Origin of the sequence: Azospirillum tabaci (genome assembly GCF_014596085.1) — a bacterium.
Taxonomy (GTDB): domain Bacteria; phylum Pseudomonadota; class Alphaproteobacteria; order Azospirillales; family Azospirillaceae; genus Azospirillum; species Azospirillum tabaci.
In genome coordinates this window covers 527,635-545,194 of sequence record NZ_JACCJY010000001.1, presented here as the reverse complement: position 1 = coordinate 545,194, position 17,560 = coordinate 527,635, and the positions used below count along the sequence as shown (strand labels likewise).

General features: G+C 70.6%; 13 protein-coding genes. 7 read left to right on the top strand and 6 right to left on the bottom strand.

Translation table 11 applies throughout. The features are described 5' to 3' along the window. Positions 1–83: 83 nt before the first annotated feature. Entirely contained in the window at positions 84–1,292 is a 1,209-nt protein-coding gene (locus H0B54_RS02630; protein ID WP_188259108.1) for an acetate/propionate family kinase, read from the bottom strand. A 14-nt stretch (positions 1,293–1,306) separates the two neighbouring features. Next, positions 1,307–2,761, bottom strand: coding sequence for a bifunctional enoyl-CoA hydratase/phosphate acetyltransferase (locus H0B54_RS02625; protein ID WP_425489994.1), 1,455 nt, complete (start codon positions 2,759–2,761; stop codon positions 1,307–1,309). Between the two features lie 348 nt (positions 2,762–3,109). Here H0B54_RS02625 and H0B54_RS29445 point away from each other — a divergent pair, with 348 nt between their 5' ends. Further along, positions 3,110–3,259, top strand: a complete 150-nt coding sequence (locus H0B54_RS29445) for a hypothetical protein (protein WP_211109121.1) — start codon at positions 3,110–3,112, stop codon at positions 3,257–3,259. An 81-nt stretch (positions 3,260–3,340) separates the two neighbouring features. Here H0B54_RS29445 and H0B54_RS02620 read toward each other — a convergent pair whose 3' ends face one another. Both H0B54_RS02620 and H0B54_RS02615 read right to left on the bottom strand, forming a co-directional pair. After that, positions 3,341–5,581, bottom strand: a complete 2,241-nt coding sequence (locus H0B54_RS02620) for a sensor histidine kinase (RefSeq protein WP_188259107.1) — start codon at positions 5,579–5,581, stop codon at positions 3,341–3,343. A gap of 244 nt (positions 5,582–5,825) precedes the next feature. Next, complete coding sequence (locus tag H0B54_RS02615; protein WP_343068878.1) at positions 5,826–7,280, bottom strand: ATP-binding response regulator; 1,455 nt, start codon at positions 7,278–7,280, stop codon at positions 5,826–5,828. A 455-nt stretch (positions 7,281–7,735) separates the two neighbouring features. On the opposite strand from H0B54_RS02615, the gene H0B54_RS02610 reads away from it, so the two are divergent. The 3 genes from H0B54_RS02610 (at position 7,736) to H0B54_RS02600 (ending at position 11,526) form a co-directional block, all read left to right on the top strand. Beyond that, on the top strand, positions 7,736–8,965 hold the full coding sequence (locus H0B54_RS02610) for a sensor histidine kinase (RefSeq protein ID WP_246472231.1): 1,230 nt from the start codon (positions 7,736–7,738) through the stop codon (positions 8,963–8,965). Positions 8,966–9,059: 94 nt separating this feature from the next. Then, the gene (locus H0B54_RS02605; RefSeq protein WP_188259105.1) at positions 9,060–9,542 is read left to right on the top strand and encodes an MmcB family DNA repair protein; all 483 of its coding nucleotides are present in this window, start codon (positions 9,060–9,062) and stop codon (positions 9,540–9,542) included. 109 nt (positions 9,543–9,651) lie between these two features. After that, positions 9,652–11,526 carry a response regulator gene (locus tag H0B54_RS02600; RefSeq protein ID WP_188259104.1) on the top strand — a complete coding sequence of 625 codons (1,875 nt, stop codon included), beginning with the start codon at positions 9,652–9,654 and terminating at the stop codon, positions 11,524–11,526. On the opposite strand, the gene H0B54_RS02595 is transcribed toward H0B54_RS02600, so the two are convergent. Continuing rightward, positions 11,523–12,086 carry a GNAT family N-acetyltransferase gene (locus H0B54_RS02595; RefSeq protein ID WP_094302032.1) on the bottom strand — a complete coding sequence of 188 codons (564 nt, stop codon included), beginning with the start codon at positions 12,084–12,086 and terminating at the stop codon, positions 11,523–11,525. The genes H0B54_RS02600 and H0B54_RS02595 overlap by 4 nt on opposite strands. A gap of 140 nt (positions 12,087–12,226) precedes the next feature. On the opposite strand from H0B54_RS02595, the gene H0B54_RS02590 reads away from it, so the two are divergent. The 3 genes from H0B54_RS02590 (at position 12,227) to H0B54_RS02580 (ending at position 16,557) form a co-directional block, all read left to right on the top strand. Beyond that, positions 12,227–14,296, top strand: a complete 2,070-nt coding sequence (locus H0B54_RS02590; protein WP_188259103.1) for a 4Fe-4S binding protein — start codon at positions 12,227–12,229, stop codon at positions 14,294–14,296. A gap of 197 nt (positions 14,297–14,493) precedes the next feature. After that, positions 14,494–15,519, top strand: coding sequence for a GTP 3',8-cyclase MoaA (gene moaA, locus H0B54_RS02585; protein WP_014241273.1), 1,026 nt, complete (start codon positions 14,494–14,496; stop codon positions 15,517–15,519). A 183-nt stretch (positions 15,520–15,702) separates the two neighbouring features. After that, positions 15,703–16,557, top strand: coding sequence for an NAD kinase (locus tag H0B54_RS02580; protein ID WP_188259102.1), 855 nt, complete (start codon positions 15,703–15,705; stop codon positions 16,555–16,557). A gap of 30 nt (positions 16,558–16,587) precedes the next feature. On the opposite strand, the gene H0B54_RS02575 is transcribed toward H0B54_RS02580, so the two are convergent. After that, the gene (locus H0B54_RS02575) at positions 16,588–17,454 is read right to left on the bottom strand and encodes an N-formylglutamate amidohydrolase (RefSeq protein WP_188259101.1); all 867 of its coding nucleotides are present in this window, start codon (positions 17,452–17,454) and stop codon (positions 16,588–16,590) included. Positions 17,455–17,560 lie beyond the last annotated feature (106 nt).

Here is a 17,560-nt window from a genome sequence, read left to right as displayed (position 1 = left end):
CAGACCGCTCTCCCCCGCAAAAGGAAGGCCCGCCGTCACAACGGCGGGCCTTCTTCATTCAGCGTCACCAAACGGACCGCGGGTCAGGCGGTCTCCAGCGCCTTGCGGCTGTGCAGGGCGATCATCTGCTCCTCGTCGGTCGGGATGACGTAGACGGGGATGCGGCTGGTCGGGGCGGAGATCAGCGGGCCGTTGGCCTCGTTCGCCGCCGGATCGAGGACCACGCCGAGCCAGGCCAGCTTGTCGCCCACCCGCGCCCGCACCGGGGCCGAGCGCTCGCCGATGCCGGCCGTGAAGACCAGCGCGTCGATGCCGCCCATCGACGCGGCGAGCGCGCCCGTCTCCTTGGCGATGCGGAAGCAGAACAGCTCCACCGCCTCCTCGGCTTGCGGGTCCCCGCTGTCCAGCAGGGCGCGCATGTCGTTCGACAGGCCCGACACGCCGAGAAGCCCCGACTTGTTGTAGAGCAGCTTCTCGATGGCGTCTGCGCCCATGCCCTTCTGGCGCATCAGATAGATCAGCACGCCAGGATCGATGTTGCCGCAGCGGGTGCCCATCGGCAGCCCGTCCAGCGCCGTGAAGCCCATCGTGCTGTCCACGCTGCGCCCGGCATGGATGGCGCACATGCTGGCGCCGCTGCCGAGATGGGCGACGACCACGCGGCCGTCCGCCAGCTCGGGCGCCAGCTCCGGCAGGCGGCGGGCGATGTACTCGTAGGACAGGCCGTGGAAGCCGTAGCGGCGCACCCCCTCGTCGGTCAGTTCCCGCGGGATGGCGAACATCTGCGACTGCCAGGGCTGGCCGCGGTGGAAAGCGGTGTCGAAGCAGGCGACCTGCGGCAGCTCCGGATGGGCCTCGGCCAGCGCGCGGATGGCGGCGAGGTTGTGCGGCTGGTGCAGCGGCGCCAGGGGGATGAAGCTTTCCAGCTCCTCCATCACCGCCGGGGTCAGCAGCACCGGGGCGGCGTGGCGGGTGCCGCCATGCACGACGCGGTGGCCGGCGGCCAGCAGCTTCGCCCCGTCCAGCCGCCCTTCGATCCATTCCAGCAGGAAGGCCAGCAGGGCGGTGCGGTCCGACGGCTCGCCCGCCGCCCAGACCCGCTCGGCCAGCGGGCGCTTGGCGGCGTCCTTGGCCTCGAACTTCGGCTCGGTGCCGATGCCGGAGATCTGGCCGTTGATCGCCACCCGCAGCCCCCCCGCCCCGCTTTCCCGGAAGACCGAGAATTTCAGGCTGGAGGAGCCGGCGTTGATGACCAGGATGGCGTCGCCGCCACCCGCGTTCTGGCTGCTCATGACGGTCGCCCCTCTCACTCGGCCGCGGCGGCGGCGCCGCGGCGGCGGGCGGCGGCGGCCAGGACGGCCACGGCGCAGGAGGCGAGGCGGGTGCGCACGTTGTCGGCGCGGCTGGTCAGGATGATCGGCACGCGCGCCCCCAGAACGATGCCGGCGGCGTCGGAGTTCGCCAGGAAGGAGAGCTGCTTGGCCAGCATGTTGCCGGCCTCAAGGTCGGGGACCAGCAGGATGTCGGCCTGGCCGGCGACCTCGGACACGATGCCCTTGGTGCGGGCGGCTTCCAGGCTGATGGCGTTGTCGAAGGCCAGCGGGCCGTCGAGGATGCCGCCCTTGATCTGGCCGCGGTCGGCCATCTTGCAGAGCGCGGCCGCCTCAAGCGTCGAGGCGATCTTCGGGTTGACCGTCTCGACCGCCGACAGGATGGCGACGCGCGGCGTCTCGACGCCCAGGACCTTGGCGAGGTCGATGGCGTTCTGAACGATGTCGACCTTGTCTTCCAGCGTCGGGTAGATGTTGATCGCCGCGTCGGTGATCAGCAGCGTGCGCGGGTAGGTCGGCACGTTCATCACGAAGACGTGGCTGAGGCGCCGACCGGTGCGCAGGCCGGTCTCCTTGCGGACGACCTCGGCCATCAGCTCGTCGGTGTGCAGGCTGCCTTTCATCACCGCCTCGCACTCGCCGGAGCGGGCCAGCCGGACGCCGGTCTCGGCCGACGCGTGGGAGTGCGCCACGTCGACGATGCGGTAGCGGCTGATGTCCAGCCCGTGGGCCTCGGCGACCGACTTGATCTTGGAGGCCGGGCCGATCAGCACCGGGTCGATCAGGTTGGCCTCGGCGGCCTCGACCGCGCCCTTCAGCGAGCTTTCGTCGCAGGGATGGACGACCGCGGTCGGCACCGGGGGCAGCGATTCGGTCTTGCCGAGCAGTTCGTCATGGCCGTCGTGGCGGATGACCTGGACCTGCGGCAGCTCGTGCGCGGCGCGGCGGACCTTGCGGGTCGGCGCGATCACCTCGGCGAGGCCGGAGACGACCTCCTTGCCGTCCTGGTTGCGGGCAACGCAATCGAAGACGACGATGTTCTTCTCGCCGTGCTTCTCCTTGGCGGTGACCGTCACGGTGATGACGTCGCCCAGGCCCACCGGGCGCTTGAAGCGCAGGTCCTGGCCCATGTAGATCGTGCCCGGTCCCGGCAGCAGCGTGCCGAGGACGGCGGAGATCAGCGATCCCGACCACATGCCGTGGCCGATCACCTTGTGGAACTGGCTGTCCGCCGCATACTCCTCGTCGAGATGCGCCGGGTTGATGTCGCCGGACACCGTGGCGAACAGCTCGATGTCGGACATGGTCAGACGCCGCGACAGGCTCGCCTGCTGGCCGATCTGGATTTCCTCGAAGGTGACGTTCTCGATCATGGCGGATGAGCCGTTCTTGCCGAAGTCGGGGGTGGCGGGCGCGGTAACACGGTCCATTGGAGAAGCTCCTCAATCGGATAGCGGCTCGGAGTCGCGTGATCCCCGGGCCGAATCCTCCCGGCCTGCGGATCGCCCTGTCGTCCGCGGCCTTTTTGTTGGACCTCTGGATCGGTCGACCCGGGAAGGGCCGCCCGCCAGGGGCCGGTTCGGGGTGCCCTGAATAGCGTGGCACCGTGAAAGAGATGTGACAGGGTGGCGCATTTCGCGGTTCCGTTGCGGTGCAACAATGTCGCACCCCCGTCGTCGCCGATCCTGCAGCCCTGCCGCACCCCGCGCCGTCCGTCTTTGCGGGCCGGCGGAAATGTCGTTCCGTCACGGTCTTACGACGGCCCAAGGTCTCACCCCATGACCTATGTCAAGCGGTTGGAAGACGGAATTCGTTTACTTTCCGGCAACAAAATCCGCTCGCGCAGCATTGTATCACTGAGCAGGCGCAGCATGGCAAGACCTTGCGCGCCGGGGCGCAAGATTGACGGATCGTTGGGATTTTCGTGAAAGGGTGAAGAAGGCGCACGGCCATCCCTGCCGATTCCGCGATGCACACGCCTGTCGCACGCATGGCAAAGCCGGAAAGGTTCAGGCGCTCGCCACCGACGAGGTGGGCTCCTCCGGCAACGGGTTGTGGCGGTCGCCGACCATCAGCACGGCAATGGAGAAGACCGTGCCCTTGCCCACACGCGACCGGACATCGACCTGATGGCCCAGGATCTGGGCGGTGCGCCGGACGATGGACAGCCCGAGCCCGAGCCCGCGGCCGCTGTCCCGCTGGTCGGTGCCGCAACGGTAGAAATCGTCGAAGATCAGCTTGAGCTGGTCGGTGGGAATGCCGGGCCCGGTGTCCCACACCTCGACCAGCGCGTGCCCGTCGCGGCGCCGGCAGCCCAGCAGGATCGTCCCGGTCCCGGCGTAGCGCAGCGCGTTGACCAGCAGATTGCGCACCATGCGCTCTAGCAGCACCGGATCACTGACCACATAGGCGGAGGTCGGCACCATCCGCAGGACCATGCCCTTGCTGGCCGCCTGCTCCGCGAACTCACGGTTCAGCCGGTCGGCGATGTCCTGGAACGGGAAGACGATGGGGCGCGGCTTGACGTTGCCGGCCTCCAGCGCGGAGGTGTCGAGCAGCGTGTTCAGCAGCGTGTTGCCGGCGGCGATCGCCTCCCCCAGCTTGTCGGCCACCTCCATCTGCTTGGGGTCGGACAGGCGTGCGGACAGGATGTGGTGGAACAGGCTCATCGCCTGGAAGGGCTGGCGCAGGTCGTGGCTGGCCGCGGCGAGGAAGCGCGATTTGGCCCGGTTGGCCCGCTCCGCCTCGGCATGGGCCTCGGCCAGCGCCTCGCGGATGCGCACCCCGTCGGAGATGTCGATGGCGGCGCAGATCACGCCCGACACCACCCCGGTTTCGTCCCGCAGCGGCTCGACGATCAGGTCGAACACCTGCTCCGGGCCGGGCGCCGCCCCGATGCGGACCTCCTGCCGGGCGCCGGTGCCGGTGTCCAGAACGGCCCGTTTCACCGCGTCCAGCCGCGCCGCGTCGTCCGGCGCGTGGATGCTGGCGTTGGTCCGCCCGATGAAGGTTTCCGCCGCCCGTCCGGTCTGTGGGTTGTACATCCACATGTAGCGCAGGTTGCGGTCCAGGCTGAAGACGGCGACGCGCGAATGGCGCAGCGCCATGCGGAACCGCTCCTCGCTTTCGCGCAGCGCGCGGGCCATGGCGGCGCGGGCGCGGGCTTCGGTCACCAGGAGGCGCTTGGCCTGCGCCTCGCGCCGGGTGTAGCCGGCCAGGGCACCGGTCAGCAGAAGCCCCATCACCAGGACGATCCAGGCCGGATAATCCACCGACGCCAAGCCCGGTTCGGGCGGAATCACCAGCGCCAGGGTCCAGCGCCGCCCGCCGATCACCAGATGGCGTTCGAGCACCGTTTCGCCGTCCTTGCGGATGTCGCTGAAGGGAACGCCCTCCCGGCTCGCCGACGGGACGTCGAGGTCGCGGGACGCCAGGACCCGCCCGCCGTCCCCCGCCGGCCCGTCGAGCAGATGCACGGCCCCATGCAGGCCGTCCACGCGATTGCCCGCCTCCTCCAGAAGGTGGGCGATGCCGAAGACCGAGGCGACGTAGCCGGCGACCTCCGCGCAGCGGTCGGCCCCATCCATCTCGTCCACGGGATAGCGGTAAACGGGAAGGTACAGTCCAATGCTGCGCCCGGTCTCCCCCTGCTGGCGCGGCGGCAGGGCTTCCGTCGCCGTCAGATCGCCGGACGCGCAAGCCCGCGCCAGCACCTCCGCCCGGTTGGGCAGGGAGAGAATGTTGACCCCCTGCCCGAAGGCACCGTCCCGCTCCGGCTCCGCCAGCGTGTTGACGAACAGATCCCCATGGGAGGCCGCCGGAGCCGTGCCCGGAATGCCCTCGACCGTCTCGTCCGCATCCCGGACGGTGAAGTCCCGGCGGCCCGCAGCCCGCATTTCCGCCTCGAGCGCGGGAACCCCCGCCGGCGGAACGCGGGTCACCCAGGTGACCGACCATAAGCCGGGATAGAGCGGCATGATCGGCCGGACCGCCGCCGCGAAGCCGTCACGGTTGGCCGGGCGCGGGTCCGGGAAGGCCGAGCGCAGCGTGCGCAGAAGCAGTGCGTGGCTTCCGATCCGCTCCGTCAAGGCGTCATGGAACTGCGTGAACTGCCGCTCGTGCTGCGTGCGTTCCGCCTCGCGGTTGGCGGCGCGCATCTGGAAAAAGGCGCCAAAGGTCAGCGTCAGGCCCGCGGCGACCAGCACCGGAACCGCAAACGAGCCCCGCCTCCTTCTGTCCAGCAGCGCCATGCCACCCGTTCCCAACGGCCTTTTCACCGAATTCGTCGGATCGTTCGACTATAGCAAGCGGCCCCGCGCCTCGATAATGGAAAAGCCATTATCCTCCCAAATGGATAGTCTGTTCCGGGGAGAACACGCAAGGCGCCGACTATTGATTGTCACTTGAAGCGGGATTGCGCCCTCATTTCGATGTCAATCCTGAAATACAAGACACAGCGCGGCACTGTGCAAGTGAGAGCGACCCGAAACCTTGTCAGGACTTCAGCCGCTCGCGGCCGAGAAGCCGCGCCACGGCCCCCCGCAGGGCCATCGGCGCCACCGGCTTGTGGAGCAACGGATAGCCGGACAGCCGCGCCTCGCGCAGGCGCATCGGGTCGGTGTCACCGGTCAGGATCAGCCCGGGCAGCGTGGCGTCGAGGGCCTTGCCGATCTGGCGGATGGCGACGATCCCGTTCATCGCCCCCTTCAACCGCAGGTCGGAGATGACGAGGTCGGGCGGCTGCGGGCCGGGACCCAGCCGCTCCAGCGCGGCGTCCACCGAATCCGCGGCAACCACCGCGCAGCCCCATTGGCCGAGCAGCGCGCCCAGCGCCTCCAGCACCATCGGGTCGTCCTCGATGACCAGCACGCGGGCGCGGCTGACGTCCGCGCCGGGAGCGGGAGCGGCGGCATCGGCGGGGCCGGTTTCCCCGGCGGAGGGTGGTTCGTCCGCGCCGTCCACCGCCCGCGGCACCAGAACCGCCAGCATCGTGCCGCGGCCGGGGGCCGAATCCACCTCCAGCCGGTGCCCCAACCGCCGGGCCAGCCCGCAGGCGAGCCGCAGGCCAAGGTCGATCGCCGACGGATCGCCGGACCCGTCCGGGCGCTGGAACTCCTCCCGTAGGGCGCGCAGCTGGTCCGGCAGCAGGCCGCGATCGGTGGACCACAGTTCAATCCGCAGATCCGCCCCCTGGCGGCGGCAGCCGAGCACGACCCGGCCTCGCTCCGTGTGGCGCAGGGCGCTGGCGACGAATCCCTGGAGGATGCGCTCCAGAAGCGAGGCGTCGGTGGCGATCCGCACCGAGCAGGGCAGAACCGAGAAGCGCAGCCCGCGCCCGTCGAAGCGCGGGGCCGCGTCGAGCGCCATGCGCGTCAGGATGCCGTTGACCACGGGCGTGCCGATGTCCGGCTGCACCAGACCGGCCTCCAGCCGCACGAGATCGAAATGCCCGTCCACCATCCCACGCAGCGACTGCACCGCGTTGCCCATGGCGTTCAGCAGGTCGCGCGCCGCCGGGTCGGCGAGGGTCCCGGTCCGCCCCGCCGCCCCCTTGCCACCGCTTGCGGCTCCCTCGAGACGCCCCTCCAAGGCTCCAAGCAGGAGCGACAGCGCGGCCAGCGGCTGGCGCAGATCGTGGCTGGCCGCGGCGAACAGGCGGCCCGACAGGTCGGCGCCGACCGCGGTCCCGCCTGCCGCGGCGTCTTCTCCGGCGGTGCGGCGGACGAACCCGCCCCCGCTGAGCGGCCAGTCGGTGACGGTGTGGCCGGGCGGCAGGCCGCGGAACAGCGGCGCCAGCGCTTCCGGCAGGGCGCCCCGGACGAGAAGGCCGCCGGCACCGGCCAGCGCCTCCGCCGCCTCGTTCCAGGCGGTCAGCCGGTCGTCGGCGTCGAAGACCAGGACCGCGCCATGCCGTCCCACGCCATGCGGATAAGCTCCTTCGCTCGTCACGGGCGGCGCCCCCTGCTGCGTGCACGCGGTTTCCTGGTGACCGGAAGCGGTCCCTTGCGAACAGGCTACGGAAGCGGCGTTCAGGATCAAGCCCACCGTTCGTCCGACCACCGACAGAACTATTCGGCAGGACATCCGGCATCAGCACCCGTGGCCGCTGGCCCTGCGAACAGTTCCGCGCATTTTTATATAAAAGTCAAGAAAAGGCCGCGGGAATCCCCTGGGATGCCATAGTAACGACAGAGGTTGTCGCAATTTGTTGGTTGCATGTTCCTCAAAATTTTTCGACTATCCGACCAATGGATGCCGTGACCGAACCCCCTTTCCGCGACCGACAACCGGAGGCGGCAACGCCGGCTGGCACGGACCCTGTCGCGCTTTTGGACGGTCGCAAGCCGGGCGGGAACGATTCGAGCGGCAATGCACTGGCCGGTGACTCCTTGGCCAGTGACTCCTTGGCCAATCACTCCTTGGTCGGCGATGCCCTGATGGGTGCGGCGCTGGCGGCGCTCGCCGACGGCATCGGCGTGCTGGCCGCGATCCAGGACGACACGGGCGCCGTCGATGATTTCGAATGGCTGACGGCCAACCGCGCGGCGGAGCGGCTGTTCGGGCATCCCCTGGCCGGGCGCCGGCTGCGCGCCGACGATCTCCAGGATGGCGAGGGGGCCGGTCTGTTCGCCTGTCTCGCCGACTGCCTGATGGAAAAGCAAGCGGTGCGCCGCCTGGTGATCGCTCCCGGCGGCGCGCGCTGGCGGATCGCCGCCACACCGCTCGACACCGCTCCCCTCAGCGTCGCCCCTCCCAGCGCCCGCCGCACGGCGCCGACCGTCTGCGTGTCCCTCGTGGAGCTTGGCTCCGAGATCCCCGCCGTGCCGGAATCGGACCGCGCCCACCGGGCCAAGGCGGAATTCCTGGCGCACATGAGTCACGAGCTGCGCACCCCGCTGAACGCGGTTCTGGGCTTTTCCGAGGTGTTGCTGGCGGAAACCTTCGGCCCGCTCGGCTCCCCCCGCTACCGCAGCTACGCCGCGGACATCCACGCCAGCGGCACGCATCTTCTGTCGCTGATCGACGGCATCCTCGATCTGTCGCAGAGCGAGACCACCCGGACGGAAATGCTGGAGGAGGCCATCAACGTGGCCGACGCCGCCCGCCAGGCGCTGGCTCAGGTGGGCGACAAGGCGGCGGCCCGCGGCGTGGACATCGGAGAGGATCTGTCCGGCGACCTTCCCTTGCTCTACGGCGACGCCCGTGCGCTTCAGCGGATGCTGACCAACCTTCTGTCCAACGCGGTGAAGTTCACCCCGTCGGGCGGGCAGGTGATGGTGTCGGCCAGCCCCATGCCGGACGGCGGAATCGGGCTGATGGTGGCCGACACCGGCGCCGGAATCGCCGAGGACGAGTTGGCCCGCGTCCTCGAGCCCTTCGGCCGCACCGACATGGCCGTCCCCCGCGGCGCCACCGGGACGGGCATCGGCCTGCCCGTGGTCAAGCGACTGATGGAGATGCATGGCGGCCGGCTCGACCTCTACAGCGAACCCGGCGCGGGCACGACGGCCATTCTGATGTTCCCGCCGCGGCGCAGCCTGCCTCATGCCGCCTCTCACGGGGCCGCCTCTCACGGGGCCGCCTCTCACGGGGCCGCCCCCCACGGCATGCCTCACGCCGTCGCGCGCGCCTGACCCTTTCGCGCGGTCCGGATTCGGCAAAAGTCCCTTGGCAAAGGCGCGACGCCAAGTCATTGTGCCGCTTCGTTCCCGAACTGTTCCGTTTCAAATGGTCGATATCCTGTTGCAGGGCGACGAGAGGCCGATCCCGGCGAGCGGCGCCGTCCCGATCTTCCGCGGGGTGCGCCGCGCGCTGGCGGCGCGCGGATTCGTCAGCATGGCGGAGTTCCGGCTGGCCAGCGGACGCCGCGCCGACGTACTGGCGATGGACGGTTCCGGCACCGTCGTCATCGTCGAGGTGAAAAGCTGCGTGGCAGACTTCCGGGCCGACCAGAAATGGCCGGAATACCGGGATTGGTGCGACGTCTTCTACTTCGCGGTGGACGACGCCTTCCCGGCGGAGCTGATCCCCGACGACTGCGGCCTGATGGTGGCCGACGCCTATGGCGCGGAAATCCTGCGCGAGGCGCCGGAACATCGGTTGGCGCCGGCGCGGCGCAAGGCGCTGACCCTGCGCGCCGCGCTCACCGGGGCTGGGCGTCTGCACCGGATCGAGGACCCATCCTGGACCCAGGACACCTCGCCGGTGTGAGCGCACGGCGCGACCGCTCCATCCACCCGAAGGTCCTTGCCGAAGGTCCTTGGCAAAGCCCCGCCAAGCCGATGTAATCTGCGCCACGAACGGGAACGAGCGGGCGGACATGCACGCACAGGACGCCGGGCCAGCCGCCCCGGCGCAAACGCACCATCGAGACCGCGGCCTGCGGATGGGCATCCCCAAGTTCGGCGCTCCTTGGATCGGCGCCCGCTGGATCGCCGCGCTCGCCCTCGCCGCTCTGCTGACCGGTGCCGGTGCCGGCGGCTCCGTCTGGCTCGCCCTCGCCGAGATGGACGCCCGCGCCCGCGGCCAAGCCGCCCGCAGCCTCGACGAGGCGCTCGACCTCATGCGCGTCGCGGAGCTGGCCGCCGGGCTGTCCTCCAACGCGGCCGAGCTGGAATCGGCGGGCACCGCCCAGCGCCGGCTGGCTGCCCACAACGCCTTGCGCCAGAGGACGCACCAGCTCGGCGCCACGCTGGACACCCTGCCGCAGGAGTGGCGTGCCGAGCTGCGCTTCGCCGCCCTGGCCATCCGTGCGGAAGCGAACGAGCTGAACGCCACGGTGGAGCGCCGTCTGACCGTGCAGCGCGGCCTACAGGACCTCGCCGAGCAGGTGGCGGCCCGCAGCGAGGCGCTGGCGGAGGCGCTCGCCAGCTCGCGCACGCCGCCGCTGGACGGCGAACCGCTACGCCGGATCGACGATTCGCGGCAGGCGTTGGCTCTCCGGCTGCTTGCCGCCACGACGGCACCGCTCCCGGCCACTTCCGCACGGGGCGAATTCCGCAAGGCCGCCGGGGCGCTGTTCGACGCGCTGAACGACCTGCCGATCGACGCCGCGAGCCCGCGTCGCGCCGACGCCGCGCGCCAGCTCGTCGCGCTGGGAATGGACGAGCAGAACGTTTTCGACCTGCGGCAGGAGCAGGAGGCGCTGACCGCCAAGGCGGCGGGGATCGCCACGATGCTGCGCGGCACCGCCACGGACCTCGCCCAGCGGGCCGGGCATGGCGCGCTGGCCCTGCGCGACGGGTTGCGGGACGGGGACGCATCCATCCACCGGACCGGGGCGGATCTGTCGGCCGCCGCTCCCGCCGGGGTCGGGCTGGTCGCCGGGTTGGCGGTCCTCGCGGCCGGTCTGGGCGTTGCGCGGACCCGCGCCCCGCGTCCCCCCCAGCCCGGTCCGGCAGTTCGGACCGGCGCACCGCCTGGAACGCCCTCGCTGCGCGTCCTTCTGGCGGAGGACGAGCCGGTCAGCCAGCAGGCCGCGGCCATGCTGCTGCGCCGCGCCGGTCACGAGGTGACGGTGGTGGCCGACGGGCGGGCCGCCCTGGCGGCGGTGGAGCGGGAGCGCTACGACCTCGTCCTGATGGACATGCAGATGCCAGGCATGGACGGGGTCGAGGCGACCCGCCGCATCCGCGCCCTCCCCGATGGCGCCGGAACCGCGGCGGCTGGGCTGCGCATCGTCGCGCTGACCGCCTCCGCCACGCCCGACGCCACGGAGCGCTGCCGGGCGGCGGGGGCCGATGCCGTCCTGGAAAAGCCGCTGCGCGTGCCCGCGCTGGCTGCCCTGCTGGACCGCCTGTCCACCGGCTCCGGTGCCACATTCGCCGCCGCGGGCGTACCCGACCGGGAGCCCGGCCTTCCCGTGTTCAATGAGGACGCCATCCGCCAGATGCGCGAGCATCTGCCGGCGGAGCGGGTGGCCGCCCTGGTGACCAACACCCTCGTCACGCTGCGCGGCTACCACGCCGCCCTGGAGCAGGCCTGGAACGCCGGGGACCGGGCGACCGCCGGAGCGATGGCCCACAAGATCGCCGGGGTGGCGGGCATCTACGGCTGCCCGGCACTGCGCGGCGCGGCGCAGGCGCTGGAGCGCGCCCTGGACACCGGCGAGGGCGACCCCGGCGCTCTGTGCCGCGCGCTGGATGCCGCCGTTCCGCCGGCGCTCGCCGCCCTGGACCGGTGGAGCGGCGGCTAACGCACCGCCACCGGCTGGCTCGGCCCCTTGCCCTCCGGTATGTCCGACCGGCCCGCGCCCAGATCCTTTTGCATCATGACCACATCCAGCCAGCGCCCGAACTTCAACCCCACGGCCTCGACCACGCCGCAGGTGCGGAAGCCCAAGGCGGTGTGCAGCCCGATGGAGCCGGCGTTCTCCGACCCGCCGACCAGCGCCACCATCTGGCGGTAGCCCTGCTCCACGCAGCGGTCGATCAGCGCCTGGAGCAGCAGGCGCCCGAGGCCCTGGCCGCGCGCCTCCTCCGCGATGTAGACGGAATCCTGGATGGTGAAGCGGTAGGCGGAGCGGACGTGATAGGCGCTGCCGTAGGCGTAGCCCAGGATCTCCCCGTCGCGCTCCGCCACCAGCCACGGCAGCCCGGCGCCGGTGATGGCGCGGAAGCGGGTTTCCAGCTCCGCCGCGTCGGGGGGCTCCTCCTCGAAGGTGCCGACGCCGTGCAGGACATGGTGTTCGTAGATCCGCCGGAAGGCGGGAACGTCGTCAATGCGGGCGTCGCGGACGGTGGGGGCGCTGGTCATGGCCGGGGGAATCCGAAGGATGGATAAGGCCACCATCCTGCCGCACGCATTTTGCTGTCGCAACCATGCCACCCAGCCGATATGTACAGAAATGGAACCTGCGGTTTGCATCAGGGCTTTAGGGCAAGGGGTTTGAAGCGATGAAGATCAACGGCCGGACGGTGCTCGTCTGCGACTGCGCCCACAGCATGGCGCTCGACGGCAAGGCGTTGGCCAGGGCCTGCGGGGCCGCGGCGGGGGCGGAGGGCGATTTGTCGGTCGCCACCCAGCTCTGCCGCACCCAGCTCGACCGGTTCGAGGCGCGCGTGGCGGAGGGCGCTCCGCTGCTCGTCGCCTGCACCCAGGAAGCCCCGCTGTTCGCGGAGATCGCGGCCCAGGACAACCCCGACGCCGCCTTGGCCTTCACCAACATCCGCGAGCGTGCCGGCTGGTCGGACGAGGGCGCGCTCGCGGGGCCGAAGATCGCCGCCCTGCTGGCCGAGGCGGCGATGGACATCCCGCCGACCGGCACCATCACCCTGGCGTCGGAAGGCACCGCGCTGGTCTACGGCACCGACGAGCGCGCCATCGAGGTGGCCCGGCAGCTGTCCGGCAGCCTGGACGTGACCGTTCTGCTGAAGTCCCCGAAGGACGTCGCCCCGCCGCGCGTCATGGACGTGCCTGTGTTCAAGGGAACCATCCGCGCCGCCAAGGGCTGGCTCGGCAACTTCGAGATCGTGGTGGACGACTACGCCCCGGCCATCCCGGCCTCGCGCGCCGTCCTCGGCTTCGAGCCGCCGCGGCACGGCGCCGCCTCGCGCTGCGACGTCATCGTGGACCTGACCGGCGGCGCCCCTCTGTTCCCCGCGCACGGCAAGCGCGACGGCTACCTGCGCCCCGACCCGGAGAGCCCCGCCGCCGTCGCCAAGGCGGTGTTCGAGGCCGCCGATCTGGTCGGCGAGTTCGAGAAGCCGCGCTACATCGACTTCAAGGCCGACCTCTGCGCCCATTCGCGCAGCCGCAAGACCGGCTGCACCCGCTGCCTGGAGGTCTGCCCGACCGGCGCCATCACGCCGAACGGCGACCATGTGGCGATCGACCCGCACATCTGCGCCGGCTGCGGCTCCTGCGCCTCGGTCTGCCCGACGGGGGCCAGCACCTACGCCCTGCCGCCGCTCCAAACGGTCTACGAGCGGCTGCGCACGCTGCTCTCCTCCTACGCCAAGGCCGGCGGGACGGAGCCGGTCCTGCTCGTCCACGACCCGCGGCACGGCGACGAGATGATCTCGCTGATCGCGCGGTACGGCCGTGGCCTGCCGGCCCGCGTCCTGCCCTTCGCGGTGAACGAGGTGACGCAGCTCGGCTTCGACGTGTTCGCGGCGGCGCTCGCCTATGGCGCGGCGCGGGTGCGCGTTCTGGTCGGGCCGGGCAACGCCGGCGAAACGGCGGGGCTGGCCAGCCAGATCGGTCTGGCGGAGACGGCGATGGCGGGTCTTGGCTACGGCTCGGGCCGGGTGTCGATCATCGACGCCCAGGATCCCGACGCGGTGGCGGCGGAGCTGTGGAGCCTGCCGCGCGAGGACGCTCCCGCCCCCGGCTCGTTCCTGCCGATGGGTGGCAAGCGCACCGTCACCATGCTGGCGCTGCGCCACCTGCACAAGGTGGCACCGGAGCCGGTCGAGGTCCTGCCTCTGCCGCCGGGCGCCCCCTTCGGGCGGGTCCAGGTGACGGTGGAAGGCTGCACGCTCTGCCTGTCCTGCGTCGGCGCCTGCCCGACCGGGGCGCTGCTCGACAACGCCGACAAGCCGATGCTGTCCTTCTCGCAGGATGCCTGCGTGCAGTGCGGCCTGTGCAAGACGACCTGTCCGGAGAAGGTCATCGCGCTGGTCCCGGAGATCGATTTCCGCGACAGCGCCCGCGGCGCCAAGGTGCTGAAGGAGGAGGAGCCCTTCTGCTGCGTCAAGTGCGGCAAGCCCTTCGCCACCAAGTCCTCCATCGACAAGATCATGGCGGTGCTGGCCGGGCGGCACGCCATGTTCGCCACGCCGGAGGCCGCCGACCGCATGCGGATGTGCGGCGACTGCCGCGTCGTCGACCAGTTCGAGCGGGGGGACTCGCCCTTCGCGCTCGGCGCGCCGCGCGCGCCGCGCACGACCGAGGACTATCTGCGCGAGCGGGAGCTGGCCCAAAACAGCAAGGACGGCGGTCCGGACGGCGGCAGCATCCACTGAGTGCGGCCGCCGGACCCGCGCACGGTGCCGGGATTTGATCCCCGTCAAGTCCCGGCTCCGCGCTCCGTGGTCTCCTGCGCCTGAAATTCCAGGTGGCGAAAAATCCGCAACTCGGACCTATATATCAGGATCGGGTTCGGGGTCATAATCGCCGCCCGGACTGCACGATACGGACCCCCTTGGGGAGAAGCCTGACGATGACGACCGTTCCGCCGACCGCCGCCGCCCCGCTCGTCGATCCTTTCGGGCGGACCGTCAGCTATCTGCGCGTGTCCGTCACCGACCGCTGCGACCTCCGCTGCGTCTACTGCATGGCGGAGGACATGAGCTTCCTGCCCAAGGCGGAGGTGCTGACGCTGGAGGAGATCGACCGCGTCTGCTCCGCCTTCGTCAAGCTGGGCACCCGCAAGCTGCGCCTGACCGGCGGCGAGCCTCTGGTCCGCAAGGGCATCCACGAGCTGATCCACAGTCTGGGCCGCCATGTGAAGGCCGGCGACCTGGATGAACTGACGCTGACCACCAACGGCACGATGCTGTTCAAGTACGCCGGCGATCTGGTGGAGGCCGGAGTGCGCCGCATCAACGTGTCGCTGGACACGCTCGACCCCCACAAGTTCCAGGCGATCACCCGCTGGGGCCGGCTGGACAAGGTGCTGGGCGGGCTCCAGGCCGCCAAGGAGGCGGGTCTCCAGGTCAAGATCAACACGGTCGCGCTGAAGGGCGTGAACGACGACGAGTTCCACCGGCTGGTCGGCTGGTGCGGCGAGCAGGGCTTCGACCTGACCTTCATCGAGGTCATGCCGATGGGCGAGATCGGCGACGAGGCGCGGCTCGACCAATACCTGCCGCTCAGCCTCGTGCGGGCGGAGCTGGCGAAGCGCTGGACTCTGGACGAGATCGACTACCGCACCGGCGGCCCGGCCCGCTATGTCCGGGTGGCCGAGACCGGCGGGCGCATCGGCTTCATCACGCCGCTGACCCACAATTTCTGCGAAAGCTGCAACCGCGTGCGGCTGACCTGCACCGGCACCCTCTACATGTGCCTGGGCCAGGAGGACGCCGCCGACCTGCGCACCCCGCTGCGCCTCAGCGACGACGACGGGCTGCTGGTCCAGGCGGTGCGCGACGCCATCGCCCGCAAGCCCAAGGGCCACGACTTCATCATCGACCGCCGCCACCAAGGCCCGGCGGTGCCCCGCCACATGAGCGTGACCGGCGGATGACGAACCGCCAAACCGGCGGCTGGATCGCCCTCGCCCCTCCGGGGAGAGGGAGGGGACCCGCGCCGCAGGCGTGGGGAGGGTGAGGGGGATGCGCGTTGTGATGCGTCCCGAAGGAGTGCATCTTCTCCTCTTGACCGAAGCGGCCTTCTGCAACCGGGCATCCTGCGCTATGGTCCTCCGGACATGACCGAAACCGCCGCCAAGCTGCCAGCCGATCCGACCCTGGACCCGCTGGCGCCCGATCCCTCCGCCCGCAAGCCCGCCGACCTCCGCATCGCCTTCTGCGCGGCGAACACGGAAGAGGCGATGCGGGCGCGCACCCGGCTGGTCCACCGCTACGGCAACGCGCCGCTGGAGGACGCCGATGTCATCGTGGCGCTGGGCGGCGACGGTTTCCTGCTGGAGACGCTGCACCGCGCGCTGAAGCGCGACGGACAGAACCCGCCGCCGGTCTATGGCATGAACCGGGGGTCGGTCGGCTTCCTGCTGAACGTCTTCCGCGAAGACGAGTTGGCCGAGCGGCTGGCCAGTGCCCAGAGCGTCAAGCTGCACCCCCTGCGCATGAGAGCCACCCGCTGCAACGGCGACCAGGTGGAGGCGCTGGGCATCAACGAGGTGTCGATGCTGCGCGAGACTCGGCAGGCCTCGAAGCTGCGCATCACCGTGGACGGGGTCGTCCGGCTGCCGGAGTTGATCTGCGACGGCGTGCTGGTCGCCACCCCCGCCGGCAGCACCGCCTACAACCTGTCGGCCCACGGCCCGATCATCCCGCTGGGCGCCGGGGTGCTGGCGCTGACGCCCATCAGCTCCTTCCGGCCGCGGCGCTGGCGCGGCGCGCTGCTGCCTCACAGCTCCAAGATCACCGTGGACATCCTGGAAGAGGTCAAGCGCCCGGTGAGCGCCGTGGCCGATTCGACCGAGGTGCGCGAGGTCATCCGAGTCGACGTCGAGGAAGCCCGCGACGTCACGCTCACCCTGCTGTTCGACCCGGAGCTGAACTTCGAGGAGCGGATTCTGAAGGAGCAGTTCTCGCCGTAACGCCCCTGCTCTGCCTCTTTGGCCCGGCCCTTACTCGGCGGCGCGGCGCGCGGTGCTGGCCTGCGCATGGGCGCAGACGCGGCGGATCAGCGTGCCGAGGTCGGCCTGGAGCCGGGCGAAGCCCTCGTTCCGCTCCAGCGTCTCCTCGTTCATGTAGAGGCGGCGGTTGATCTCGAGCTGGAGGGAATGGCGGCCCCGCGCCGGGTTGGAATGGCGGGACACCAGTTCGACTCCCTTGAAGGGATGGTTCCGCGCGACCTTGTAGCCGAGCCCGGTCAGCACCTGCTCGACCAAGGCGGTGAAGCCCGGCTCGCAGGTGGTGCCGTCGCGGTCGCCCAGCACGAAATCCATGCCCAGCTTGTACGCCGCCCCCGGCCCGACCGCGGAGGGCATGGAATGGCAGTCGACGTGCCAGACGGCGCCGAAGCGCGCGGCCAGATCGTCCATCACGCTGGCGACCTGGAAATGATAGGGACGGTAGTAGCGGTCGATGCGCTCCGCCACCTCGGCGACCGACAGCCGCCCGTCGTAGAGCGGCATTCCCGGACGGCACAGCGTGCGGATCAGCCCCATGCCGGCGGCGCTCTTCTCCGTCGGGCGCAGCGGTTCGGGCCAGCGCCCGTCGAGAAGCGCCGGGTCGATGTCGTCGATGGCCCGGTTTGCGTCGATGTAGGTGCGCGGGAAGAGGGCGCAGAGCAGAGTCGCGCCATGCTCCGGCGCGTGGGCGAACAATTCGTCCACGTGGGTGTCCTCGGCCTGCCGCAAGGTCGACAGCGGGCAGACGAAGGCGAAGTCGCGCGGATAGACGGTGCCGCTGTGCGGTGAATCGAACAACACCGGCAGGCGCGGGACGATCGGATCGTTGCGGACGAGCACGTCCTCGATCACGAAACTCATGGCTGACCCCGGTGTACCAACGGCTCCAACGCACCACGGCACCTGCCCGGATGGCATAGCATGGCGCTGCGGCGGTTGGATTCGGGTATAGACGATGACCGGGTGT